This window comes from Brevibacillus sp. AG162 (genome assembly GCF_006715575.1).
Taxonomy (GTDB): Bacteria; Bacillota; Bacilli; order Brevibacillales; family Brevibacillaceae; genus Brevibacillus; species Brevibacillus brevis.
Window position 1 is genome coordinate 441123 of sequence record NZ_VFNO01000003.1, and the last position, 23923, is coordinate 465045.

The 23923-nt window shown below is 48.8% G+C and carries 23 protein-coding genes; 16 read left to right on the top strand and 7 right to left on the bottom strand.

The annotated features are described in order from the left end of the window. Positions 1-115 precede the first annotated feature (115 nt). Positions 116-1480, top strand: coding sequence for a D-serine ammonia-lyase (locus FB479_RS12095; RefSeq protein ID WP_142065279.1), 1365 nt, complete (start codon positions 116-118; stop codon positions 1478-1480). 92 nt (positions 1481-1572) lie between these two features. Here FB479_RS12095 and FB479_RS12100 read toward each other — a convergent pair whose 3' ends face one another. Beyond that, positions 1573-2316 carry a class I SAM-dependent methyltransferase gene (locus tag FB479_RS12100; RefSeq protein WP_142065281.1) on the bottom strand — a complete coding sequence of 248 codons (744 nt, stop codon included), beginning with the start codon at positions 2314-2316 and terminating at the stop codon, positions 1573-1575. 217 nt (positions 2317-2533) lie between these two features. Between FB479_RS12100 and FB479_RS12105 the strand changes: the two genes are divergently transcribed. After that, complete coding sequence (locus FB479_RS12105) at positions 2534-2983, top strand: hypothetical protein (protein WP_106653088.1); 450 nt, start codon at positions 2534-2536, stop codon at positions 2981-2983. Between the two features lie 31 nt (positions 2984-3014). On the opposite strand, the gene FB479_RS12110 is transcribed toward FB479_RS12105, so the two are convergent. The 3 genes from FB479_RS12110 to trhO form a co-directional block, all read right to left on the bottom strand. Then, positions 3015-3548, bottom strand: a complete 534-nt coding sequence (locus tag FB479_RS12110; protein ID WP_255438366.1) for a hypothetical protein — start codon at positions 3546-3548, stop codon at positions 3015-3017. Positions 3549-3560: 12 nt separating this feature from the next. Continuing rightward, positions 3561-5012, bottom strand: a complete 1452-nt coding sequence (locus FB479_RS12115) for an amidase family protein (protein WP_142065283.1) — start codon at positions 5010-5012, stop codon at positions 3561-3563. 144 nt (positions 5013-5156) lie between these two features. Beyond that, a complete protein-coding gene (trhO, locus tag FB479_RS12120) occupies positions 5157-6101 on the bottom strand; it encodes an oxygen-dependent tRNA uridine(34) hydroxylase TrhO (RefSeq protein WP_106653090.1) in 945 nt (314 codons plus the stop codon). A gap of 196 nt (positions 6102-6297) precedes the next feature. Here trhO and dut point away from each other — a divergent pair, with 196 nt between their 5' ends. Further along, positions 6298-6834 (top strand): dUTP diphosphatase, encoded by a 537-nt coding sequence (dut, locus tag FB479_RS12125; protein WP_106653091.1) that lies wholly within the window; start codon positions 6298-6300, stop codon positions 6832-6834. A gap of 91 nt (positions 6835-6925) precedes the next feature. Here dut and FB479_RS12130 read toward each other — a convergent pair whose 3' ends face one another. Then, on the bottom strand, positions 6926-7228 hold the full coding sequence (locus FB479_RS12130) for a DUF3846 domain-containing protein (protein WP_142065285.1): 303 nt from the start codon (positions 7226-7228) through the stop codon (positions 6926-6928). 149 nt (positions 7229-7377) lie between these two features. On the opposite strand from FB479_RS12130, the gene FB479_RS12135 reads away from it, so the two are divergent. The 6 genes from FB479_RS12135 to FB479_RS12160 all read left to right on the top strand — a co-directional run bounded on the left by FB479_RS12135 (position 7378) and on the right by FB479_RS12160 (position 14720). Further along, positions 7378-8604, top strand: a complete 1227-nt coding sequence (locus tag FB479_RS12135; RefSeq protein WP_106653093.1) for an NAD(P)/FAD-dependent oxidoreductase — start codon at positions 7378-7380, stop codon at positions 8602-8604. Between the two features lie 296 nt (positions 8605-8900). Beyond that, complete coding sequence (locus FB479_RS12140; protein ID WP_370511684.1) at positions 8901-9893, top strand: sulfate ABC transporter substrate-binding protein; 993 nt, start codon at positions 8901-8903, stop codon at positions 9891-9893. Between the two features lie 30 nt (positions 9894-9923). Then, entirely contained in the window at positions 9924-10760 is an 837-nt protein-coding gene (cysT, locus tag FB479_RS12145) for a sulfate ABC transporter permease subunit CysT (protein ID WP_142065289.1), read from the top strand. 12 nt (positions 10761-10772) lie between these two features. Next, entirely contained in the window at positions 10773-11639 is an 867-nt protein-coding gene (gene cysW / locus FB479_RS12150) for a sulfate ABC transporter permease subunit CysW (RefSeq protein ID WP_106653096.1), read from the top strand. Beyond that, the gene (locus FB479_RS12155; protein WP_106653097.1) at positions 11636-12757 is read left to right on the top strand and encodes a sulfate/molybdate ABC transporter ATP-binding protein; all 1122 of its coding nucleotides are present in this window, start codon (positions 11636-11638) and stop codon (positions 12755-12757) included. Before cysW ends, FB479_RS12155 begins: the two co-directional genes overlap by 4 nt. Positions 12758-13106: 349 nt before the next feature. Beyond that, positions 13107-14720 carry an ABC-F family ATP-binding cassette domain-containing protein gene (locus tag FB479_RS12160; protein ID WP_047069488.1) on the top strand — a complete coding sequence of 538 codons (1614 nt, stop codon included), beginning with the start codon at positions 13107-13109 and terminating at the stop codon, positions 14718-14720. Between the two features lie 66 nt (positions 14721-14786). Here the strand turns inward: FB479_RS12160 and FB479_RS12165 are convergent, their stop codons facing one another. Then, complete coding sequence (locus tag FB479_RS12165) at positions 14787-14972, bottom strand: hypothetical protein (protein ID WP_047069069.1); 186 nt, start codon at positions 14970-14972, stop codon at positions 14787-14789. Between the two features lie 43 nt (positions 14973-15015). Next, a complete protein-coding gene (locus FB479_RS12170; protein WP_142065291.1) occupies positions 15016-16659 on the bottom strand; it encodes a PucR family transcriptional regulator in 1644 nt (547 codons plus the stop codon). Between the two features lie 153 nt (positions 16660-16812). Between FB479_RS12170 and FB479_RS12175 the strand changes: the two genes are divergently transcribed. The 7 genes from FB479_RS12175 (at position 16813) to FB479_RS12205 (ending at position 23809) form a co-directional block, all read left to right on the top strand. Next, positions 16813-17010: a DUF3311 domain-containing protein gene (locus FB479_RS12175; RefSeq protein WP_026043050.1), complete on the top strand. Its 198-nt coding sequence runs from the start codon at positions 16813-16815 to the stop codon at positions 17008-17010. Then, on the top strand, positions 17007-18497 hold the full coding sequence (locus FB479_RS12180) for a sodium:solute symporter family protein (protein WP_142065293.1): 1491 nt from the start codon (positions 17007-17009) through the stop codon (positions 18495-18497). The genes FB479_RS12175 and FB479_RS12180 overlap by 4 nt, the downstream gene beginning before the upstream one ends. 26 nt (positions 18498-18523) lie before the next feature. Next, positions 18524-20146, top strand: a complete 1623-nt coding sequence (locus tag FB479_RS12185) for an amidohydrolase (RefSeq protein WP_142065295.1) — start codon at positions 18524-18526, stop codon at positions 20144-20146. Next, positions 20143-21402, top strand: a complete 1260-nt coding sequence (locus FB479_RS12190) for a M20 family metallo-hydrolase (protein ID WP_106653101.1) — start codon at positions 20143-20145, stop codon at positions 21400-21402. Before FB479_RS12185 ends, FB479_RS12190 begins: the two co-directional genes overlap by 4 nt. A 128-nt stretch (positions 21403-21530) precedes the next feature. After that, on the top strand, positions 21531-22388 hold the full coding sequence (locus tag FB479_RS12195; RefSeq protein ID WP_106653102.1) for a carbon-nitrogen hydrolase family protein: 858 nt from the start codon (positions 21531-21533) through the stop codon (positions 22386-22388). A gap of 36 nt (positions 22389-22424) precedes the next feature. After that, positions 22425-23096, top strand: a complete 672-nt coding sequence (locus tag FB479_RS12200) for a GNAT family N-acetyltransferase (protein ID WP_142065297.1) — start codon at positions 22425-22427, stop codon at positions 23094-23096. A gap of 41 nt (positions 23097-23137) precedes the next feature. Then, the gene (locus FB479_RS12205) at positions 23138-23809 is read left to right on the top strand and encodes a GNAT family N-acetyltransferase (protein WP_142065299.1); all 672 of its coding nucleotides are present in this window, start codon (positions 23138-23140) and stop codon (positions 23807-23809) included. Positions 23810-23923 lie beyond the last annotated feature (114 nt).

Below are 23923 nucleotides of genomic sequence, written 5' to 3' on the forward strand. Positions count from 1 at the left end.
CATTGTATCAAATGAGTGGATTCATCAGTAATTTTTATTTGGTTTTCCAAAAGAAGTTTTGTAATATTTCGTTATAATAACAAAGAAGATGGAAAGAATAGGGGGCTCGTTCAAGATGGGAAACAACGAAAAGGTGGAAGGGCTGACAATAGAGGAGTGGAAAACGAAATATCCGCTTCTCCATAACATGATGGCGACGGAGGAAGTGTTCTGGACGAACCCTAGCTATGACGAGATCGCAAAAGCAGCTCTCTCCGTTCGGCCAGAGGAAGTCCATGATGCAGAAGAACGCTTGCGGCGTTTTGGCTCGTTCATTCAAGTGGCTTTTCCCGAGACGAGAGAAGCTGGTGGACTGATCGAGTCCCCACTCGTTCCGATAAAAGAGATGAAAAAGCACCTGGAGTCTCGATTTGCGACGAATATACAAGGGAATCTCTGGTTAAAATGCGACAGCCATTTGCCTATTGCAGGTTCGATCAAAGCACGGGGCGGCATCTACGAGGTGCTGGCACATGCAGAAGAATTGGCCCAAAAGCATCAGATGCTGCAACCGGACAAGGATTATGCTATTTTGGCCTCGGATGCGTTCCGGGAACTGTTTTCCCGTTATTCCATTGCGGTAGGCTCGACAGGGAATCTCGGTTTGAGCATCGGGATCATCAGCGCGAAGCTCGGTTTTCAAGTCACTGTACACATGTCAGCGGACGCTAAAGCATGGAAAAAGGAATTGCTGCGGGCAAAAGGGGTTCAGGTTGTGGAGTACGCATCGGATTACGGAAAAGCCGTGGAAGAGGGCAGGAAGCAGGCTGAAGCCGATCCGAACTGCTACTTCATCGATGATGAGAACTCCAAGCGATTATTCCTCGGCTATGCAGTAGCAGCCGAACGATTGAAAAGGCAGCTAGAGGAACAACAAATAAAAGTAGATCGTGATCACCCGCTGTTCGTCTACCTTCCGTGTGGAGTTGGTGGTGGTCCTGGTGGTGTAGCATACGGGTTAAAGCTTATTTATGGTGACCATGTTCATTGCTTTTTTGCGGAACCGACTCATTCTCCTTGCATGCTGCTAGGTTTAATGACAGGGCTCCATGACAAAGTTTCCGTTCAAGATTTCGGGATAGACAACAAGACAGAGGCAGATGGTCTGGCAGTTGGTCGACCTTCCCGATTGGTAGGAAAAATGATGGAGGACCTGCTGAGTGGCGTGTTTACCGTGGACGACGAGGAGCTATATGCCTTGTTGCGAGCCTTGCGCGATCATGAGTCCATTCGATTGGAGCCGTCTGCATTGGCTGGTATGCCAGGACCTGTTAGATTGTTTCAGCAGGAGACAGGGCGGATGTATTTGGAGAAGCAAGGTCTAACGGAGAAAATGAAAAAGGCGACCCACATCGTATGGGCGACTGGTGGGAGTATGGTGCCGGAGTATATTCAGGAAGAGTATTATGCCAAAGCTCTGGATGGGAATGGAAAAAAATAAGAAAAGTATGATATTAAAGATACATAATAGTTATTATGTAAACAATTTTCGTGAAGCCCGGATGCATTCTTCCGGGCTTTTAACCATTCATTTCAAAAAGTCTTCTGCGTCTTGAAAATAATAAACGTCGGTCTTCTTACTTCTGAAATCTGATGCGGCTGCAAAAGGAGTCCTTCTGGTGTGCAGGTTGGCTCGATGATCTCTTGCAGGGTAAGCCCCGATTGGATTAACGTATTGACGGCAGTGGACATGGAGCGGTGGTAAAAAAGGGCCTTTCTGCCGCTCATCATGTGCATTTCACGCTCTCCATCTTCCAAGTAGTTATCCAAGGGCCAGAAATGCTTCTGCCCTTCTTCGTCGCGTACCCAACCCTCGACCTTTTTGCGAGCAGTAATATGCGGATGGAGTGTCGAGTAAACGAAATGGCCTCCGTTGCGCAAGGCGCGGCTTACTTTGTTGATCACGTGCTCATAGTCACGAACATAGTCCATGACAAGAGAGCTCGTAATGAGATCGTAGTCATGATCGGCAAGCGCAATGTCCTCCAGGGAGCCATGTAGATAGTGAATGTTCTCATGACTGTTGTTCGTCCGGGCATACTCCAGCATGTTGTGAGAGAGATCAACACCGATCACTTCACTTGCTCCTTGCTCCACACAGTACTTGGCGAACTGTCCGCCACCACATCCGAGGTCGAGTACACGCAATCCTTTCAGGGAGGGGAGACAACCGCGAAAAGCAGGCTGTTCGATTATATCATTCTCCGATTCACCGGACAGACGGAGCTTTTGATAGTCCTGATAAAAATCCAGTTGATCATACAGATTTTGTTTCATCCTATATCACCTGTTTCTATTTTATTAAAGATGAATATAATGGCAAAATTCGTTTAAAACGATTGAAAATGAGAGCAGGAGTTTGCATTTTTTACGAGAATTAGTGAGAGACAACCCATTTTCGCGATTCCGTCCGCTTTGCTGAGACGGTTTTTTTCTGTAAGAAGATTTGGTTTCGATATTTTTTGGCGAGACTGAAATCGAAGGAGGGATAGACGTGGACCAAATACTTCAGCTGATCAAAGATTACTGGCCGATTGCGCTAGCTATCATACTCATCATCATGGCTGCCCAATGGGTGGTGCGAAGTATCATTCGAATTATTTCGCTCGCTGCTATTATTGGTGTTGTGCTCGTGTTGTTTTTCCAATTCAGTCCTGAAGAAGTGATTCAAATGGGACGTCAAGCAGCCGTAGCTACACAGGAAGTCGTCGATAAGACGATTACACCAGTCTTGGACAAAGAGCTTAAGGATGCCGATATTTCCTTCAAGGAAGATGGCACCTATGAAGTGAAGACAACGAGTATTCGCATCGTAGGCAAAAAGGGCGAAAACAAAGCGACTGTCTATTACAAGGATGAGGAATGGGAAGTAAATATCGGTCAATTGAGCAAGCTGTTCCAGGACCGACTCGGTAAAGCGGAGCAAGAAAGCAAGACAATGTAGAATGGGAAAAACGCATGGGGCCAAAAGGGTCTCATGCGTTTTTTGCTGGATAGGCGAGTACTTCCTTTACCCATGTATCTAGCAGATATTGATATTCTTCGCTCGTTTTGATTCCAGGGGCTGAGGCAAATTGTTTTTCGAGTGGGAGCGTGCGCAGTTTTTTAGCGAATTTCCCTTCGATATCATCTTCATCTTCGAATAGCAGATAGACGACATCTTCCAAGGAGCGATAGCTCGTAACACTATACTCGATTTCATTCATTATCGTTTGAAAATGACCGTGACGATACTGGCAAAGGATGAAAGTGAAATCTAGGTTGTTTACGATTTCTAAAAATCTGTTCAAAAACGCAGGTTCCACCATGATACACGCTAGCCAATGGTGTGGATTATGAGAGTGACTGATGTGGAATTCTGGAATTATTTCGATAAAGTCCTGCTGTCGTTCTGGGCTGGCTTTGCCATAGTAATCATAGTTGAATTTGCGAATGATTTTCTTCAGATGCTTGAAAGGGATTGCTGTGCCAATAAAAAGTCCGTAATATCGGTTCATTCTGTGGTTCATTCTGTGCTTCCTTTACACGGTAGTCATACTCGGAGCTATACGCAGTCGAGTTGCTTGCTCATAAGCGTAGGCCAGGCGAAGCAGGGTAGGTTCCTGGAATGCCAATCCAGTTAGCATGATGCCGAATGGCTTGCCCGCGGAAGTATAGCCAGCTGGAACCGTAATCGAAGGGTAACCGGCTTTGGCCGGGATAGCATAACCCGTACTGCCGGGGTACAAGAGGGCATCGAGTTCGTGCTCCTTCATGACAGCATCAAGGCCTTGCTTCTGTGTCATTTCCAAATCGAACAGGCGATTCGCCAGATACTCCGGCTCTGTCAACGTACCACTTGTTTGCTCGGATTCTTCCAGCAGCTCTTGCCCGTAAAGCAGGGCTTGTTCCTCATGTGCCCGATTAAAGGCAATGACATCCCGCAAGGAGCGGATCGGGTAGGGGGCTGGTAAGGTTTTTAAGTACGCATTGACGCCTACCTTGAATTCATGCACCAGAACTTGTCTATCCCACTTGGCATTTTCTGTCGGAATGGTGACCGCATCTATGACAGTTGCGCCAGCCTCTTTGAGCTTTTCAATAGCTGCTTCATACAAGGCGATTTCTTCGTCATCACACTCAGCCAAAAACCTGGAGCGTACAACGCCGATGCGCGCACCTCGCAATCCATCTGCATCGAGGAAGGGGAGGTAATCGGTATGTGCTAGACCCTCGCTTTTTCCAGTCACCGGATCATTTTCATCTATCCCAGTAAGCGCGCCAAGCAAAATTGCTGCATCAGTCACGGTTCTCGCCATCGGTCCGGCTGTGTCTTGGCTATGAGAAATCGGAATGATACCCGAACGGCTGATTAAGCCAACCGTAGGCTTGATTCCCACGAGCGAATTGTGCTCCGCTGGGTGGAGAATGGACCCAGAAGTCTCCGTACCGACTGCCACAACGGCAAATCCTGCGGCAATCGCAGCAGCTGAACCCGAGCTAGACCCGCCGACTTCGAGTACACCAGGACCGTATGGGTTCAATACTTGTCCACCGCGCGAGCTATAGCCATCTGGCATGTCATTGGAGATATAGTTAGCCCATTCCGTAAGATTTGTTTTCCCTAAAAGGACGGCGCCCGCCTCTCGGAGCTTGGTCACAACAAATGCATCCGCAGAGGCAAACGAATCTGCTAAAGCTAGAGCTCCAGCCGTCGTGTGCATTTTGTCAGAGGTCGCAATGTTATCCTTGATGAGTACAGGGATTCCGTGAAGCGGCCCGCGACTGCCTGACACCGCTCGTTCCCGATCCAGTGACTCTGCAATCGCCAGTGCATCTGGGTTTAGCTCACAAATAGCATTGATTCGGATGCCTTGTTTGTTGTAGGTGGCAATCCGCTCTAAAAAGGCGAGGGTCAGTTCCCGGGAAGTCGTGGTTCCGGCTGTCATTGCAGCTTGCCATTCGAGAATGCTTGTTTCATGAATCAATGACATAATGTATCCCCTTTTGCGAATGATTTAATTATTTATTATAGTACCAAATTCAGGTAAAGGGAAAGCGAGGGGAGTGTGAACCTTTTGTCTATAAAAAACAAGCTGACTCTACGAGAGAATCAGCTTGCATGTGTTCCTATCAAATTATGCGTTTGATCCAGCAGCTTGCAGCTTCGCTTTTTCTTCCGCTTCTACATAACGGTTGCGAGGGTGCTCGCGGCATTCATCGGAGCAAGAGCGCTTGAATTTTGTCTCGCATTCTGTGCAGCAGAAGTGCTGCTTGTTGCAGAATGGGTTCGCGCAGTTTACATAGCGGTCTTCCACCGTACCGCAGTAATGGCAACGGCCAATGACAACGTCTTCTTCGGTATGGTTGATCGGCACAGAGATGCGTTCGTCAAACACGTAGCATTTTCCATCCCACAGACGTCCTTGGACTTCTGGATCTTTTCCATACGTGACAATTCCGCCCTCAAGATGGTAAACATTTTCAAAGCCTTGTTGCAGCAATATACCTGTCAGCTTTTCGCAACGAATACCGCCTGTGCAGTAGGTGAGGACTTTTTTATCCTTGAATTGGCTCATGTTTTCACGAATCCACTCAGGGAACTCACGGGATGAATCCACTTCGGGGCGAATCGCACCACGGAAATGTCCCAAATCGTATTCGTAGTAGTTGCGACCGTCGAGAATCACGACGTCCTCTTCCTGCATCATTTCGTACCATTCTTTTGGTTTCAGATAGGTGCCGACTAGTTTATTCGGATCAACATCCTCTTCCAAACGCCAGGTTACCAGCTCTTTTTTCGGGCGCACAAACATTTTTTTGAACGCATGTTCTTCCGACTCATCTATTTTAAACCACATATCACTAAAACGTGGATCTTTTCGCACATATTCCATGTAGGCGTCGGTTTGTTCAATCGTACCGGATACGGTTCCATTAATGCCCTCCGGAGCTACGATAATCCGCCCTTTCAGACCGTTATCCTTGCAAAATTGCAAGTGCTCGGCTGCGTACTCCTCATAATTTTCAATAGGAGTATACTTGTAATACAACAAAATGCGATATGGTTTTTGTACTTGCAAGGTACAATTCCACCTTTCTTTTCAATTGTGATTTTAGATGCAACGGTGATTATACCACATTCCATTGTTAAAAGCGCTGAAAAAGAAAGGGATTTGTGAGGTTTTTATGAAATTCCGTGCTTCTTGCTGGAAGTGGACGCATCCTGTACACTATGAATGGTATTCAGCTGACAGGCTACAGAGGAGAGACGATTACATGAACATGACAAATGAGCGCCTGGTTACGCAGGTGAAAATTAAAAAGCTCCACCAAGACGCCGTGATCCCAGCGTACGCGAGAGCAATGGACGCGGGCTTTGATCTGGTCGCGGTAGAGGATACATTGATTGCCCCTGGCCAATCTGCAAAAGTTCCAACAGGCTTGGCGTTCGCGCTTCCGGAAGGATTTGAATTGCAAGTGCGCCCTCGCTCCGGGATCAGTGCTAAAACAAAGCTGCGCTTGTCCAATGCACCGGGGACTGTTGATGCAGGCTATCGCGGTGAAGTATGCGTACTGATCGATAACATTCGGATCGCATCCGGAAAAAGTGGCAAGGTATGTCTGGGCGCTGGCGAAAACGAAGTAACTGTTGAACAAGAAGTCGATGCACATAGCTACTTGATCAAAAAAGGGGACCGGATTGCACAGGGTGTCATTGCAATCGTTCCAGTCGCGCAGTTCGAAGTAGTCGATGAGCTGGATGAGACAGAAAGAGGAGCGGGCGGCTTCGGCAGCAGCGGTCTCAAGAGCTAGTTCAATCGAGTAAAAATACAAGACCCCTGATTATCAGCCGTGTAAATGGGCGTGAGCTGATACGTCAGGGGTCTTTGCTTTGATTAAATCCTCATCCTTTGGCGGATAAAAACTGGTCAATTCTCGAAAGATCGTCAGCTGTCAACGAACGTCCATCTGCTTTGACGAATACGCAAGGTCCATAGACCCAGTCTAAAAATCCGTCTGATGTGATAGGGAAATTGTTCGCTTGTACCCCGCGAGCATCTTCATTCACAATGAGGGAGATACCCTCCAGATGGTCATCATCTACTACCTCATAATCACCACCCACCAGCTCCTGTAGTTCATCCGTCCCATCGATTTCTCGAACAACTGCATGTTCATGCGGAAGCTTTACGTATACCGTAGTCAAGCGCAATCACTCCTTCTGACACCCATCATAACGTATAACCAATGAATTTTGCGATAGGAGAGCGGATGCCTGTTGGCGTGTTGGTTATCCTATGGTTGAGAATTGAAGTAACGTCCGTTTTGATACTTTCAGCCTGAGGGGACATGCTGATGATACTCGTGACCGGAAAACTGTATTGGCCAGAAACATTGCCAGCGCCACCCCTATATCCCGCTCTGACCGAGGACGTGAAGTGTGATGTCCTGATCATTGGTGGCGGTGAGGCAGGTGCACTCGTTTCCTATTATCTGAAGCAGCATGATGTGGATGTCATCCTCGTGGATAAACGGCGGGTGAGTGGGGGCAGCAGCAGCGCTAACACCGGTTTGCTGCAAATATGCAATGACAAAACGTTGACAGCCTGTATCCATTCTTTCGGTGAGCAAAAAGGAGTTCGTTTTTACGAGCTGACCCGGCAGGCGGTTGATGAATTAGAAAAAATTTCTGGGCAGCTAGACCAATCTCCAGATTACATAAGGCGTGACAGCCTGTACTATGCCAGCGAACCAGCCGATGCGGAGAGCTTGCGTACAGAGTACCAGTTATTGAAGAAGTATGGCTTCCCAGTCACGTATTTTGACCGACCAGATATAGAGAAGCGATTCTCCTTTTCAAAGGCAGGGGCTATTTATTCCAAGGGAGATGCGGAGCTCAATCCGTACAAATTTACCAACGGTGTGATCGCCCACTCTGTAAAAAAAGGGACGCGCGTATACGAAAACACGGAAGTCGTGCATCAAAAAGTACAGGACGGAGGGCTTTTGGTCTATACCAAAAGTGGGCACACAATCAAGTGCAGGCGTGCTGTGTTTGCAACTGGCTATGAGGCACAATCCATGAAGCGTAATGCCAATGCTGTCATTTCCAGCTCGTTTTCCATCGTGACTAATCAAGTCGAAGCGCTTACGGGTTGGCCGCATGCATGTTTAATCTGGGAAACAGCCCGTCCCTATTTGTATATCCGCACTTGTCCAGATGGGAGAATCATTGTCGGAGGACTTGATGAGCCATTGAACGACTTGCAAAAGAGGGATGCTTCTAGCCTTAAGAAGCGTGATCAATTGCTCGCAAAGATTCAAGAGTTATTTCCGCAGATTCCCATGCGAGCCGAATATTATTGGGGAGCTACTTTTGTCGGAACGCATGACGGACTCCCGCTGTTTGGGGAGCAGGAGGGGTATCCCCATTGCTTGTTCACGCTAGGGTATGGGGGGAATGGAACCGTTTATTCGACTATCGGCGCGCAAATCATCAGTGATCTGATTACAAAAGGAAGTCATTCGGACGCCGATCTTTTTGCTTTTGACCGGATGAAATATGCCAGTGCCAAAGTCTGATCGGAAAAGCTTTCCCATTCAACGGGAAGGCTTATTTTTTTGAAAATGACAGAACGGGCGGGCCCAAATTTGCTGGATAGGCAAGTAACATTTGAACGTGGCCTACCTGCCTAGCATAGGGTAGATGGAAATATCGTTGACAGGAATAAAAAGGCAGGTATAATCTTCAATAACAGAGTATTCCGAGTAAAATACTATAGATTAAAAGAGGAGTGAAGGTACGCTGTATGAAAACCACGAAAGGCAAGGTCCAGACGATCCTGCAACGCGTAGGAATCGTTGCTTTGGCGGCTGCTATGGCAGGCTGCTCAGCTGCTGCACCAGCAGAAACAGGGAATGGAGCGGGGGGCAGCAACTCTACGGTAGAGCTGCTCAATGTTTCCTATGATCCGACACGCGAGTTTTACCAAGACATCAACAAGGAGTTTGCCTCAGAGTGGCAACAAAAGACAGGTCAAACAGTGACGATCAAGCAATCACATGGCGGTTCAGGCAAGCAATCCCGCTCCGTCATCGATGGTTTGGAAGCAGATGTAATCACCCTTGCCCTCGCTTATGATATTGACGCGATTGCTGAACGCGGTCTGATTCCTGCCGATTGGCAAAAGAAGCTCTCGGACAACAGCTCGCCTTACACCTCCACGATTGTGTTTCTCGTGCGCAAAGGCAATCCGAAGCAAATCAAAGATTGGGATGATTTGATCAAGCCTGGTATCTCCGTGATCACCCCGAACCCGAAAACGTCTGGGGGAGCCAGATGGAATTACTTGGCTGCCTGGGGATATGCCCTGAAGACAAATGGGGGAGATGAAGCGAAGGCACAAGAATTCGTGTCACAATTGTTTAAGAATGTACCCGTCCTCGATTCTGGGGCACGTGGTTCGACCACTACTTTTGTCGAGCGTGGCATTGGGGATGTGCTGATTGCTTGGGAAAACGAAGCGTATCTCGCTGTCAATGAACTAGGGAAAGACAAGTTTGAGATTGTGAATCCGTCCTTGAGCATCTTGGCTGAACCGCCTGTCACCATCGTTGACAAATACGCTGACAAGCACAAGACAAAAGAAGTAGCAGAAGCATACCTCCAGTTCCTGTATACCAAAAAAGGCCAAGAGATCGCAGCCAAGCATTTCTACCGCCCTCGTTCGCAGGAAGTGCTCCAAGCACATACACCCGCATTCCCCGAAATCAAATTGTTTACCATCGATGAGTTGTTTGGTGGCTGGACGAAAGCACAAAAGACTCATTTTGCAGATCAAGGCGTATTCGATCAACTTTATAAACCATAGACCTACACTTTCCTCAGAGGAGTTACCTTCATGAGAAAATCACTGCGCAACAGAGGGTTTTTGCCAGGCTTTGGCATGACCATGGGCTATACAATCGTCTACCTGAGTCTTCTGGTGCTGATCCCTCTGTCTGTCTTGTTTTTAAAAGCTTCGACGATGAGCTGGGAGCAATTCATAGGGACGATCATGGATACGCGTGTCCTTGCCTCTATTCGTGTGAGTATTATGACTTCTTTTTTCGCGGCTTGTCTCAATGCAGTGTTCGGTGTCTTAGTGGCATGGGTATTGGTTCGCTATCAGTTTGCGGGGAAGCGGATCATTGACGGCATGGTTGATCTGCCATTTGCTTTACCTACCGCTGTAGGCGGGATTGCCCTGACTTCTATCTACGCTGAAAATGGCTGGATCGGGCAGTATCTGGCGGAATGGGGGATCAAGGTAGCGTACACCCCCATCGGTATATGGGTTGCACTAACATTCATCGGTCTTCCTTTTGTCGTCAGAACCGTCCAGCCTGTTTTGCAGGATTGGGATTTGCAAATGGAGGAAGCGGCAGCTACGTTGGGCGCTACCCGATGGAATACATTTTGGCGGGTGGTTTTGCCTCATCTGTTACCGGCGATCATTACGGGTTTTGCGCTCGCTTTTGCCAGAGCATTGGGGGAGTATGGCTCTGTCGTTTTCATCTCCGGGAACATGCCGTTGAAAACAGAGATTGTGCCCCTCTTGATTATGACCAAGCTGGAACAGTTTGACTATGCAGGCGCCACGGCAATTGCAACAGTCATGCTAGTGATTTCCTTTATCATGCTTTTGATCATCAACTACTTGCAATGGAGAATCAATAAATTCGATGCGGCCCGTTAGGAGGTATCACGTATGAAGCATTTGACGGAGCCGGCCTATATCCGATGGACATTGATTATCGTGGCCTTGCTCTTCCTCGGCTTGTTTTTGATTCTTCCGCTTGTTGCTGTTTTTACAGAAGCGTTTCGGCAAGGGGCGGAGGTGTTCGTTGCGTCCATTACAGATGAGGAAACGTTATCCGCTGTCAAGCTCACCTTGCTTGTGGCTGCCATTAGTGTTCCGCTGAATGTGACGTTCGGGATCGCTGCTGCATGGGCAATCGCCAAGTTTTCGTTCCCGGGTAAAAATGTGTTGCTTACGTTGATAGATTTGCCTTTTGCCGTGTCTCCAGTCATTGCGGGTCTGATCTTTGTCCTCTTGTTTGGGAGTCAAGGTGTGGCTGCGCCCTTGCTTGAGGCGTGGGATTTCAAAATCATATTTGCGGTTCCAGGTATCGTGCTCGCGACGACCTTTGTTACCTTTCCGTTCGTCGCTCGTGAACTGATTCCGGTCATGGAAGCACAGGGAAGAGACGAGGAGGAAGCAGCAGTCTCGCTCGGAGCAAGCGGCTGGCAAACATTTTTACGCGTCACGCTGCCAAACGTAAAATGGGGACTCCTGTACGGGGTCATACTGTGCAATGCCCGCGCCATGGGTGAATTCGGGGCAGTATCCGTCGTTTCCGGTCATATTCGCGGCATGACCAATACGCTCCCGTTGCATGTGGAGATTCTCTACAACGAATATCAATTCGCTGCTGCCTTTGCGGTAGCCACCTTGCTTGCTGCCTTAGCCTTGGTGACGCTTATTTTGAAAAGCTTGATCGAGTGGAAAACCGAGCGGCAGGCAAAGCTGGATGAGGAACAACACTACGACGTGACAGGAGAGAGAGCCGGATGAGTATCGAGGTAGTGAACATTACGAAGTCATATAAAAGCTTTACGGCGCTGAAAAATGTAAATCTGCATATCCCGGAAGGTGAACTCGTAGCGCTTCTTGGGCCTTCCGGATCGGGAAAGACGACGCTTTTGCGTCTCATCGCTGGACTGGAGCAACCACAGGAGGGGAGCATCCTCTTTAACGGAGAGGATAATACGAACCGTGACGTGCGCGAGCGGCAGGTTGGATTTGTTTTTCAGCATTACGCCTTGTTTCGGCATATGAACATCTTTGACAACATTGCGTTTGGATTGTCAGTTCGCTCCCGCAAAACCCGACCGAGCAAGGAAGAAATCAGTGAAAAGGTTCATTCTCTGTTAAAGCTCGTGCAGCTAGATGGTCTCGCACATCGCTATCCCTCACAGCTATCCGGTGGTCAGCGCCAGCGTGTTGCATTGGCGAGGGCGTTGGCAGTGGAACCAAAATTTTTGCTGCTGGATGAACCGTTTGGCGCTTTGGATACGAAAGTGAGGCAGGAGCTGCGTCGCTGGCTCCGTCATCTGCACGGGAAGCTCGGGCTGACGATTCTGTTCGTCACACACGATCAGGAGGAAGCGATGGAATTGGCGGATCAGGTAGTTGTGATGAATGAAGGGCGAGTAGAGCAGGTAGGATCGCCCGAAGAAATTTATCATCATCCGGCGAATCCGTTCGTTTACAGCTTTCTCGGGCGGGTCAATCTGTTTCACGGACGAATCCAAAATGGCAAAATCAAGCTCGGCGAAGCAGAGTTCGAGACAGATTGGAAAGATAAAGCGGTGGAGGCTCCCGCTGTCGGATACATGCGCCCACATGATGTAGAGATTTCGTTGCGTCCGCCAGAGGGGAAGTCTGCCAGATCTGTTCAGGCCGAGATTAACCATATTTCCCTCTTGGGTCCGATCGTTCGCCTTGACTTAAAGCGTTTGGACACGGATGAGGTGTTTGAAGCCGAAATGAGCAGGCAGCGCTTTATGGAGTTGAACGTAGAAGAGGAGAGCATTGTGTACGTAACATTGCACAATGTATCGATCTATGTGGATTCACAGCCTTTACAGACACATCGCCCTGCTCTCGTTCCGTTGCAGGCCAGTGTTTGATCCGATTGATTGCAAATAAACCGGTCTGCATATGCCGCAGGCCGGTTTTTGATGGAGGCACTCGCTACTCGCCACGTTGCTTGGAGCGAGTCTGTTCTTTGCTAATTGTGTTCGATGTACGGGTTTGCGAAGGGTTTTCTTTCTTTCCCATCTCATTCTTGACACCATTGTGCTTGGACATTTCTTTGCCTCCTTCCCACTGGATTGCCATGGTAGTTTTCCCTGCCACAGGCAATTTCATGAGTCAGGTATTTTTTGCTGTGCTCGAAATCGTTTATCTTTTGCAAAATGAGGTCATCTCTGGTAAGATAAGTGTTTGAACGATTCAAAAAAGGCAGGTATTGCGACGATGATAAGCACTCAGAACGTGACGCTGCGCTACGGCAAGCGCGCACTGTTTGAAGATGTATCCATTAAGTTTACCCCAGGTAACTGTTACGGCCTCATCGGTGCGAACGGTGCAGGGAAGTCTACCTTCGTAAAGATCCTCTCCGGAGAGATCGAGCCGACGAGCGGTCACGTTTCGGTGACACCGGGCGAGCGTATCGCTGTATTAAAGCAGAACCACTTTGAATTCGACGAGTACGAAGTGTTAAAAACGGTAATTATGGGCCACAAGCGCCTGTTCGAGATCATGGAAGAGAAGACCGCTCTTTACATGAAAGAAGATTTCTCCGAGGAAGACGGCAATCGCGCGTCCCAATTGGAGGGAGAATTCGAAGAGCTGAACGGCTGGATGGCCGAAGCAGATGCAGCTAGCTTGCTGATCGGCCTCGGTATCCCGACAGACCTGCACGACAAGCAGATGAAGGACCTCTCTGGTACGGAGAAGGTACGCGTTCTGTTGGCACAAGCACTGTTTGGTAATCCACACATCCTGCTCTTGGATGAGCCGACGAACCACTTGGACATCGAGTCGATTCGTTGGTTGGAAAACTTCCTGGCGGATTATGAAAACACCGTCATCGTTGTATCCCATGACCGTCACTTCCTGAACAAGGTGTGTACGCACATTGCGGATATTGACTTTGGCAAAATCCAAATGTACGTGGGTAACTACGACTTCTGGTACGAATCCAGCCAATTGGCGCTGAAAATGGTTCGTGATCAGAATAAGAAGAAAGAAGAAAAAATGAAGGAACTGCAAGAGTTTATTGCGCGTTTCTCTGCGAATGCTTCCAAGTCCAAGCAGGCGACTTCGCGTAAAAAGCTGTTGGAGAAAATTACGTTGGAAGACATTCGTCCTTCAAGCCGTAAGTATCCGTTCATTAACTTCAAGCCAGAGCGTGAAGCGGGTAAAAACCTCGTAGCCATCGAAGGCTTGAGCAAGACGATTGAAGGCGAAAAGCTGTTTGAAAACCTTCACCTTACCATTAACAAAGGGGATAAAGTTGCGTTTGTCGGACCAAATGAGCTGGCGAAAACAACCTTCTTCCAAATTTTGATGGGTGAAGTTCAGCCTGATAGCGGTTCTTTCGAATGGGGCGTTACGACTTCCCAAGCGTACTTCCCAAAAGACAATGCGGAGTACTTTAACTCTGATTTGAGCCTGGTTGACTGGCTGCGCCAATACTCCAAAGATCAAGACGAGACATTCATTCGTGGATTCCTCGGTCGCATGCTGTTCTCTGGAGATGAAGCGCTGAAAAAGGCGAACGTATTGTCCGGGGGAGAAAAAGTTCGTTGCATGCTGTCCAAGATGATGCTGGCGAGTGCCAACGTACTGATCATGGACGAACCGACGAACCACTTGGATTTGGAATCCATTACTGCATTGAACAACGGCTTGATTGAGTTCGACGGTACACTTCTGTTCGTATCTCATGACCACCAGTTCGTCCAAACGATTGCGAACCGGATCATTGAGTTCACGCCGAAGGGTGTCATTGATAAAATGATGACGTACGACGAGTACCTCGAGAGCGATGAAATCAAACGCCTGCGTGACGAGCATTACGCGTAAGCTGCCTACGCACATATAAAAAGCCCTTGGCTTCGCACAAATCGTGCCGAAGTCAGGGGCTTTTTCTCATGTTGCGGGGTCTTCCACGAACTCGATTTTGTTAAGGAACGCTTCCTTGCTCGAGAAAATAACACGCTCTTTTCGCGGGGAAGTAAAGAACACCACGATATACTGGTCATCGATGTATTCTACCGTGCCTCGTTTCTTTGGTCTCTGTATCGTCTTCACGGGTTTATTCAACCATTCGTTCATCTGATGCTCCTCCTACCTGACTTTCCCATTCATTATACCAAGATTAAAGGCGATGCCCAATGACATGTGCAGTCATGGCAATGCGCAGCAGCATTTGATCGTGCCCGTTTTCCGCATTCAATCCGGTCCACTCCCGGATGAGTTGGATGCGGTATTTGATTGTATTTTTATGGACATACAAACGACGCGCGGCTTCTGCGTAATTGCCATCCGTTTGCAAAAACACTTGCAAAGTTTGCAAGAGCTGTCTGTTCTTTTCACGATCATAGCTTTGAATTTTGCCCAGACATTCTTCTGCAAACGCTTGTGCTTCTGTCGCAGGATCGTCTGCGTACATGATTCGCTCGAGTCCTAAGTCGTGGTAGCTTTTGACGCTAAAAGAAGAGACGTTGGCTGGGTTTGCAGAATGTAGAGCGGTTCGCAAGCTGATCAACGCTTCCCTGTAACTACGAACGATGCCTTCCCGTTCAGGATGATATCGTCCAATTCCTGCAAAAACGGGTTGATCCAGTTGCTTGGTGACCGTCTTCAAGCACTGTTCCTGCAACCATTGCGAAAGCGATTCCATAGCGACATGAATAGACAACGGTACGAGCAAGAGGACACGATTTTCCTGATCCAATCCATACAGAATCGCTTCATTTGAGGAAAAAAAGCTGTGCAACGCATTCAGAAGATGATGGTTTTCTTGCCAAAGTTCCATGCCGGTCTTGTCGTGGGGGGAGGAGCTTAGGATCATCGCAATATAGTGATCGGACAACTCCCAGCCGACTTCATCGGCTTTTCGCATGAGCATTTCGTGTGAGACGATCTGGCCACTGACGAGTTGTTGCAAGAAATCATTGCGAAAACGCTGGAATGTTTCCTGGATGGCTCGTTGGCGCTGCATTTCAAGTGACAAGAGCGCAGCACTTTGCTCGATGGCGACTTTTTCCCACGCGTATAGATCACGTTCCCGCTGTCCAATGATGATGGTTCCCTGCACGATTTGGTCGTGGAGAAGCCACCGGACATGGATTCCCTCTTTTTGTCTGCTAAGAGGCTCTTGCGTGAGTCGAATCGGAGCGCGCTGACCGTAAAGCTTGTCCAAAGAATGATCGAGTGGGAGCGGAGCAAGAGAAGAATCCCATTTCCATTTATGCTGGGGGACATGGATGGAGACAGGAGCATCAAGGATATCGGACAGTAAATCTGTCAAAGTAGAAATCGGAGCTCCACCCGTTAAATAGTGATGAAATCGTTCATAAATAGCATGGGTTCTATCCAGCTCGATGCGCTGTTTGTCATTGATGCATTGAACAACTGGCACGATGACATCCGACCAAGCTTTATCCATCGGAAAGGACAGAATGGGAAAAGCCTTTTTCGTAGCGTGGGAGAGAACGGCTTCAGGAAGGTCCTCCATGTATCGACCTAATTTGATGGCAAGCCCGGGGGTGCCGATGGCGACTAGCTCATCGATGAGCGTGATCAGCCGTTTCGTACATGTTTTTTGCTGAGAGAGAAATGGAAAGCCTGTCGTCAGAACGAATTCACCAGCCCGCAGCCACCTATGGCCATCGGGAGAATCAAACGAAGTGACACCTAGCAGTTCATTTTCTAAAGAGTCCGCGCCTGCAAGCACTGACGATTCATCAAAGCCACCAACTTGTATGAGCTCACGGACAGTAATCATTACGCTCACCATGCCTTCATCATCTTTTAGCTACTTGCACAAAACCCTGTTCCGTTTTCTAGCCATGTGAACAAAGGAGATATTTGAATTTTTCGATAATACTAATGTACATGTCCAGGATGTGTACAGGCAATGGGACAAATCGAGCAAACTGGGGGGAGTTGCATGAAAGCGAGAGATTGGCTAGGGGTACTGCCGTTCATTGGGATGCTGGGAGGAATTCCGTTTGTGAATCGGGTTGAGCCTTATGTTTTAGGCATGCCGTTTGTCCTATTTTGGATCGTTCTCTGGGTTGTCTTAACTTCCGTCATCATGGCATTCCTCAACAAAATCGACCCTGCTACGAAGGAGGACGGCCAATGAATATTGCCTTGATCATTATTTTTGCCTTTTTGTTGCTGTCCTTTTACTCCGGTATTCGTGCACAAAAAGGGAAAGACATGAATATGGAACAATGGACCGTTGGCGGTAGAGGTTTTGGTTCGATCTTTATTTTCTTGCTGGTAGCAGGCGAGATTTATACGACATTCACCTTTTTGGGGGGCAGCGGTTGGGCGTACTCCAAAGGGGCACCTTCTTATTACGTTCTCTCTTACATTTCCCTCGCCTATGTCATTTCCTACTGGCTCTTGCCGCCAATTTGGCGGTATGCCAAAGAGCACAAGCTCGTCTCCCAATCCGATTTTTTTGTGAGCAAATACAATAGCCCGATACTTGGCATTTTGGTCGCCGCAGTCGGAGTTATTGCGATTATCCCGTATCTCGTCCTCCAATTCAAAGGCCTTGGGATCATTGTATCGGAAGCTTCCTATGGCTCGATTTCGCCTGCTGCTGCGATATGGATCGGGGTCATCGCTGTTACCATTTACGTCATGATCTCGGGAATTCACGGTTCGGCTTGGACGGCTGCGATCAAAGACATCATGATTTTCTTTGTCGTCGTTTTCCTTGGGCTTTACCTTCCGTTTCATTACTACGGGGGCATCCAGCCAATGTTTGAAGCCGTACAAGCCTCCAATCCTGGTTTCTTGACTTTCCCCGAAGAGGGATTAAGCATTTCCTGGTACATTTCTACGGTGCTGGTCACAGTGTTTGGCTTTTACATGTGGCCGCATACGTTCGGCTCTGTGTTTTCAGCGAAAAATGAAAATGTGTTCCGCAAAAATACGATCATGCTGCCGCTCTATACCTTGATGCTTTTGTTTGTGTTCTTTGTCGGCTTTACCGCGATTCTGCAAGTACCTGGTTTAAAAGGGGCGGACGGCGATTTGTCCTTGCTCCGTCTGTCGTTGCAAACATTCGATCCGTGGGTAGTCGGGATTATTGGAGCGGCAGGCTTGCTAACGGCACTCGTACCAGGCTCGATGCTATTGATGACCGGGGCGACACTCTTGGCGAAAAATGTGTACAAAGTCATGGCTCCGCACACGTCTGATGCACAAATCGCCCGGATTGCCAAATGGTTGGTGCCTGTCATCTCGTTGGTCTCGCTTTATTTTGCACTGAGTGGGGGAGATACGCTCGTTACGCTGTTATTAATGGGCTACAGCTTGGTCACACAGTTATTCCCGGCATTGCTTTTCAGTCTCCCTGCCAAGCCATGGGTGAATAAATACGGTGCGTTTGCCGGGATTATATGCGGCGTGTCTACCGTTGCGTATGTGACCATTTTCCAAGTGACGATTGCGACCATGTTTCCAAATTGGCCAGCCGTTGTCAAAGACTTGAACATTGGTGTCGTGGCATTGCTAGTCAATCTCGTCGTAATGTTTGCTGTGACATTTGTGACGAAGAATCTTTTTGCACTCAATCGTCATGCAGCAAACACAGAAGGCACACCAACTCTTTAATACTTATTCCTAAAGGAGGCAGTCATATGGCAGATACTGTTTTTCTCAATGGACAGGTGATCACGGTAGATCAAGAAAATCGGGTGGCAGAGGCAATGGCAGTCAGAGGGAATCGCATCCTTGCTGTCGGGTCTAGTGAAGATGTGAAACAGTTGATTCAATCACATACAAACGTCATTGATTTGCAAGGGAAGAGTCTATTGCCCGGCTTTATCGATGCCCACCTGCATATTACGATTTACGGTACGAACAAGCTGGGGGTCGATTGCAAAGCGAGAAAGATCCGGTCGATTGCTGACCTGCTCACTGCACTGAGAGAACAAGCGGAAAAAACACCCAAAGGGGAATGGGTAAGGGCATGTGGTTTCGATGAAAATCTCATGGTCGAGCAGCGTTATCCGACGCTTGCCGAGCTGGATGAAGTGACGACAGCGCATCCTGTTTTTGTCATGAGGACGTGCGCTCATCATTCTGTCGTAAACAGCAGAGCGCTTGCCATTGCGGGTTATGACCGAAACACAGCCGATCCCCAAGGTGGACGTATTGATCGTGATGCAGATGGTGAGCTAACCGGATTCCTCATCGAAACGGCACATATGAACATGTTTGAAAAAGCTGCCTTTACAGAAACCGAGTATATTCAAGGCCTACAATTGGCTTCGGAAGACTTTGTTGCTGCGGGCATTACTAGTGTCCACGATGCGGGAGGATACGGTCCGGAGAACTATCGGGCGATGCAAAAAGCGGTACAGGAAGGTGATGTGAAAGTTCGCATCTATGCAATGGTTTGTGCGCTGAATCAATCCGATGATTTTGTCCGAAAGATGATCGATGCCGGAATGGTAACGGGTACAGGGAATGCTCGCTTCCGTATCGGACCCGCGAAAGTTTTTACAGATGGGGCAAGCATTGCGCCCACGATGGCCATGCGTGAACCGTTCACCAGCCGACCAGATGATTACGGAATTCTCTACTATGAACAGGACGAGTTGAATACCATTTTGGGAGAGGCACATGCAAGAGGTTTTCAAATTACCGCTCATGCCCAGGGAGATCGAGCGATTGACATGCTGCTGACATGCTTTGAAACGGCACTAGAAGCACATCCGCGCGAGAACCACCGACATCGAATTGAACATGCGGGTGTATCTGCGCCAGATCTGTTGGCGAGAATGGCTCAGCTAGGTGTCGTACCCATCCCGAATCCTGCTTTTATCTACGATTACGGAGATTCGTATGTGAACAACATCGGAGAGCGTGTCGAGCATATGTTTCCGGCGAGGGATCAGTTCGACGCGGGGATCATTGCAGCAGGAGCGTCGGATAGTCCCGTGACTGATTTCAATCCGCTGATCGGGATTCATGCTGCCGTTAATCGGTTGAGTAAAACAGGTCAGGATGTGGGGATCAATCAAAGGGTCAGCATTATGGAGGCGATCCGTATGTTTACCTGGAACGGAGCGTACGCCAGTTTTGAGGAGGGGATCAAAGGGAGTATTGAAGTCGGGAAGCTGGCTGATCTCGTGGTGCTGGACGGCGATATTTTGGCAACCTCTACAGATCGCATCAAAGAGCTGCGCGTAGACAAAACGATGATAGATGGGGAGTTCGTCTATCAACGCCAAGATGAGGAGGTTCTGCAAGCATGAACGTAAAAGCGAGAAAGCTTGCGATCAATGAAGAACGGTTGCAAAAACGAATCGAGCAATTGGCGCAAATCGGGAAAATAGGCGAAACGGGTGTATGTCGACTCGCTTTGTCCGCTGAAGATCGGGCAGGCGTAGAGCTGGTGCGTAGCTGGATGGAAGAAGCCGGCCTTCAGACGCGGATCGATGACTTTGGCAATTTGATTGGTCGGATGGCGGGGAAGGATGAGCAAGCTCCGCTCTTGATGATTGGCTCGCATATCGATTCGCAGCCATACGGCGGTCAGTACGATGGGGTGATCGGGGTATTGGGGGGGCTAGAGGTCGTCCAGACGTTGAATGAACAAGGGATCATGCCTGCCCAGCCTATTGAGGTCGTTGCGTTTTGTGACGAAGAAGGATGCCGGTTTCAAAAAGGACTGTTTGGTTCCAAAGGCATTCTCGGGATGCTGGACCCGACGGACTTGGAGAGGACGGACAAAAACGGGATCACACGCAGGCAGGCATTGATTGATTTTGGCTGCGACCCTGATCGCCTGGAAGCGTCTATTTATCCCAAAGGCAGCATCGGTGCTTATCTGGAGCTGCATATTGAGCAGGGGCCGATTCTCGATGATGCGAAAGAAGCGATTGGAATCGTGTCTGCGATATCAGGGCCTTTGTGGTGGACGGTCGAGCTGACTGGCTTTGCCGGGCACGCTGGTTCCGTACCGATGCCGATGAGAAAGGATGCACTAGTCGGAGCGGCAAAAGTAATACTGGCAGTGAATGAGCTGGCAAAGCTCGATCCACAAGCACCAACAGTCGGTACAGTCGGTCACTTGGAGGTGTTCCCGGATTCGCGCAACATCATTCCCGAGCGGGTGCGTTTTTCGATTGATTTGCGGGACATCGATTTGAAGCGTCGCGATGAGCGCGAACAAGCGTTGCGCGAGGCGATTGAGCTAGCCGCTGTAGAAGGTGGATTGCAATATAGCATTACGGAAGATACGAATAGTGACCCGCGTTACTGTGCCGACTGGATTAAGGCAATCATGCATGAGGAGAGCAGCAAGCTCGGTGCCTCTGTGCGCGAGCTGATGAGTGGTCCTTTCCATGACGCTTTGGCGCTCTCGTACGTTTGTGATTACGGGATGATTTTTGTCCGCTGCAAGGATGGCATCAGTCATAATCCGCAAGAATACGCAGCCTATGAAGACATTGCACTGGGCACAGAGCTGCTCTACAAAACCGTTTTGCGGATGAGCACCACCCAATAAAAGAGAGAGTCGCCCGTCTAAGCGGATAGGCGACTTTTTTCATACAGCCAATGACGAGACTTTACAGACTGTTTTTGATATATTTTATTCTTAGAGGTTCTTATCACGTCTGAGGAAGGAAGAATGGCATGAAAATGCGTGTTTCCGCTGTGCAGTACCATCTGCATACCATACATAGCTTTGAAGACTTCGCCAATCAAGTTGAGCACTACGTGAAAAACGCGCAAGAGTACGACACAGAATTTCTCCTTTTTCCGGAGCTGTTCACGACTCAACTCATGTCGATCGGAGACGAGCAGGGTAATGCGCTGCCGATTACAGCACTGCCGTCCTTCACAGATCGATATGTCGAGCTGTTTCGTTCCCTCGCTGCCCAATATGAGATGTATCTGATTGGTGGAACGCACATCATCGAGGAAAACGGTAAGCTTTACAATACGGCTTTTCTGTTTTACCCGGATGGACGTGTAGGGCAGCAGAAAAAAATCCATATCACGCCATGGGAAGTAAAAGGCTGGAACATGGGGGCTGGCGACTCGTTGCAAATCTTTGAGACCGACAAAGGGAAGGTCGCGATGATTATTTGCTACGACATCGAGTTCCCTGAGTGGGTGCGCATCGCCAAAGCACGGGGCGCAGACGTCATTTTCTGCCCATCCTGCACGGATGACCGCCATGCCTTCCACCGCGTACGTTATACCAGTCATGCCCGGACGATTGAAAACCAGGTGTATGTCGTGCTGACTGGAACAGTAGGCTCACTGCCGACAGTTGATTTCATGCGTGCGAACTTCGGACAAGCGGCGATCTTGACGCCAAACGATGTTCCGTTCCCTCCGCGAGGCGTTCTTGCTGAAGGGGAAATCAACCACGACATGATGGTAACCGCTGACCTAGATATTCAACTGCTATACGATGTGAGGGAAAAAGGCTCCGTAACAACGTGGCGCGACCGCCGCACTGATTTGTATACAGACTGGAAGTAAGCATTCCATCGTGATCTGGACAGCAGGAGGATGAATATGTACAGAAAAGAGCTGTATGTATTTGAAGGGAACAAGCCACGCAAAGCCGTTTTACGCAACTACAATCGCGCAGACTTCTTCGAGTTGATCCAAATACAGGCGGAGAGCTTTCCCCCGCCGTTCCCGTCCGAGCTATGGTGGAACCAGGAGCAGCTGACGAACCATATTACGCTGTTCCCCGAAGGAGCCATTTGTGTAGAAGTGGACGGCGTTTTGGCAGGTTCGATGACAGGACTGCTCGTGAAGTTTGATCCGGCTCATCCTGAGCATAAGTGGGAGGATGTCACGGATAGCGGTTATATCCGCAATCATGATCCCAAAGGGGACACGCTGTACATCGTAGACATTTGCATTCGTCCGAGCTTCCGCAAGCTGGGATTGGGTCAACAGATGATGCAAGCGATGTATGAGCTGGTGGTACAAAAAGGACTGCGCAGATTGCTCGGCGGAGGTCGCATGCCAGGATATGGACGTTATGCAGACCAATGGACACCTGAGCAGTATTTGGAGCGTGTTCTGACAGGGGAAGCAAGAGACCCGGTGATTACATTTCTCATGCGCTGCGGTCGCACGCCTGTTCAGGTCGTGGCGGATTATTTGGAAGATGAGGAATCCCGCAACTACGCGACACTCATGGAATGGAAAAATCCATTTCAGCAGCATCTGTAGGGCATTTCTCTGACATAATCGATCGAGAGGGGATTTGACTGATGGAGTTCTTACGTATTCAACATATTGACAATCCGCTGTTTGCAAAAATGCACCGTTTGATGCAAGAGGTTTTCCCGCCTGAGGAAGTTTTGGAGTACGATCTGTGGAAAGATCCGCTGGAAGATCCGGGCATTCGTGTATTTGTAGCTGTACACGAAGGAGAAGTTGTGGGCGCTACCGAATACCGTTACTACACAGACATGAACGTAGCCATGACAGACTTCACGATCATCGGTCGAGAAGGACTCGGAGTGGGCCGATTCCTCGCCAGAGAGCGTCAAAAGGACCTGCTCTCTCTGGCTGCTGAAAACGGCAAGGAGCTGTACGGGATGTTTGCAGAAATCTACGACCCGTACCGTGTGGAAGAACACAACTTTGGCGGGATCAAGCCAATGGACCCATTTGTTCGCCGTGAAGTACTCTCTCATCTGGGCTACAAACGTACGAACTTTACGTATGTGCATCCGTCCTGGCAAAATGACGGCGAAGCGGTATCCGGACTCGATCTGGGCTTTATGCCGACAAACGAAGAGCAAACGATGCTCGAAGCGGATCTGATCGTCACGTTCTTGAAGCGTTATTACGCCGTGCTTCCACAGAAGCCGCAGGCATGGCTCGACATGGTAAAAGACTTGGAGAGCAAAGAAACAGTGGAGCTGCTCCCTATCTAATCGAAAGACAACAAGACCAACTCTCCTGTGGAGCTATGTTCACGGCTCCATGGGAGTTTTTCGTAGCGTGCAAGTCAGATTATTGCGAAAAATGTATAAACCGTATGAAGAGGG

Excerpts from the sequence above, each read along its gene's own strand:
- FB479_RS12170 (WP_142065291.1), bottom strand. The coding sequence starts at position 16,659 with ATGGTGAGCGTAATGATTACTGTCCGTGAGCTCATACAAGTTGGTGGC.
- cysW (WP_106653096.1), top strand. The coding sequence starts at position 10,773 with ATGAAGCATTTGACGGAGCCGGCCTATATCCGATGGACATTGATTATC.
- FB479_RS12200 (WP_142065297.1), top strand. The coding sequence starts at position 22,425 with ATGTACAGAAAAGAGCTGTATGTATTTGAAGGGAACAAGCCACGCAAA.
- cysT (WP_142065289.1), top strand. The coding sequence starts at position 9,924 with ATGAGAAAATCACTGCGCAACAGAGGGTTTTTGCCAGGCTTTGGCATG.
- FB479_RS12180 (WP_142065293.1), top strand. The coding sequence starts at position 17,007 with ATGAATATTGCCTTGATCATTATTTTTGCCTTTTTGTTGCTGTCCTTT.
- FB479_RS12195 (WP_106653102.1), top strand. The coding sequence starts at position 21,531 with ATGAAAATGCGTGTTTCCGCTGTGCAGTACCATCTGCATACCATACAT.
- FB479_RS12155 (WP_106653097.1), top strand. The coding sequence starts at position 11,636 with ATGAGTATCGAGGTAGTGAACATTACGAAGTCATATAAAAGCTTTACG.
- FB479_RS12165 (WP_047069069.1), bottom strand. The coding sequence starts at position 14,972 with ATGAACGAATGGTTGAATAAACCCGTGAAGACGATACAGAGACCAAAG.
- FB479_RS12185 (WP_142065295.1), top strand. The coding sequence starts at position 18,524 with ATGGCAGATACTGTTTTTCTCAATGGACAGGTGATCACGGTAGATCAA.
- FB479_RS12175 (WP_026043050.1), top strand. The coding sequence starts at position 16,813 with ATGAAAGCGAGAGATTGGCTAGGGGTACTGCCGTTCATTGGGATGCTG.
- FB479_RS12135 (WP_106653093.1), top strand. The coding sequence starts at position 7,378 with ATGATACTCGTGACCGGAAAACTGTATTGGCCAGAAACATTGCCAGCG.
- FB479_RS12160 (WP_047069488.1), top strand. The coding sequence starts at position 13,107 with ATGATAAGCACTCAGAACGTGACGCTGCGCTACGGCAAGCGCGCACTG.
- FB479_RS12100 (WP_142065281.1), bottom strand. The coding sequence starts at position 2,316 with ATGAAACAAAATCTGTATGATCAACTGGATTTTTATCAGGACTATCAA.
- FB479_RS12205 (WP_142065299.1), top strand. The coding sequence starts at position 23,138 with ATGGAGTTCTTACGTATTCAACATATTGACAATCCGCTGTTTGCAAAA.
- FB479_RS12115 (WP_142065283.1), bottom strand. The coding sequence starts at position 5,012 with ATGTCATTGATTCATGAAACAAGCATTCTCGAATGGCAAGCTGCAATG.
- FB479_RS12110 (WP_255438366.1), bottom strand. The coding sequence starts at position 3,548 with ATGAACCACAGAATGAACCGATATTACGGACTTTTTATTGGCACAGCA.
- FB479_RS12140 (WP_370511684.1), top strand. The coding sequence starts at position 8,901 with ATGGCAGGCTGCTCAGCTGCTGCACCAGCAGAAACAGGGAATGGAGCG.
- dut (WP_106653091.1), top strand. The coding sequence starts at position 6,298 with ATGAACATGACAAATGAGCGCCTGGTTACGCAGGTGAAAATTAAAAAG.
- FB479_RS12190 (WP_106653101.1), top strand. The coding sequence starts at position 20,143 with ATGAACGTAAAAGCGAGAAAGCTTGCGATCAATGAAGAACGGTTGCAA.
- FB479_RS12095 (WP_142065279.1), top strand. The coding sequence starts at position 116 with ATGGGAAACAACGAAAAGGTGGAAGGGCTGACAATAGAGGAGTGGAAA.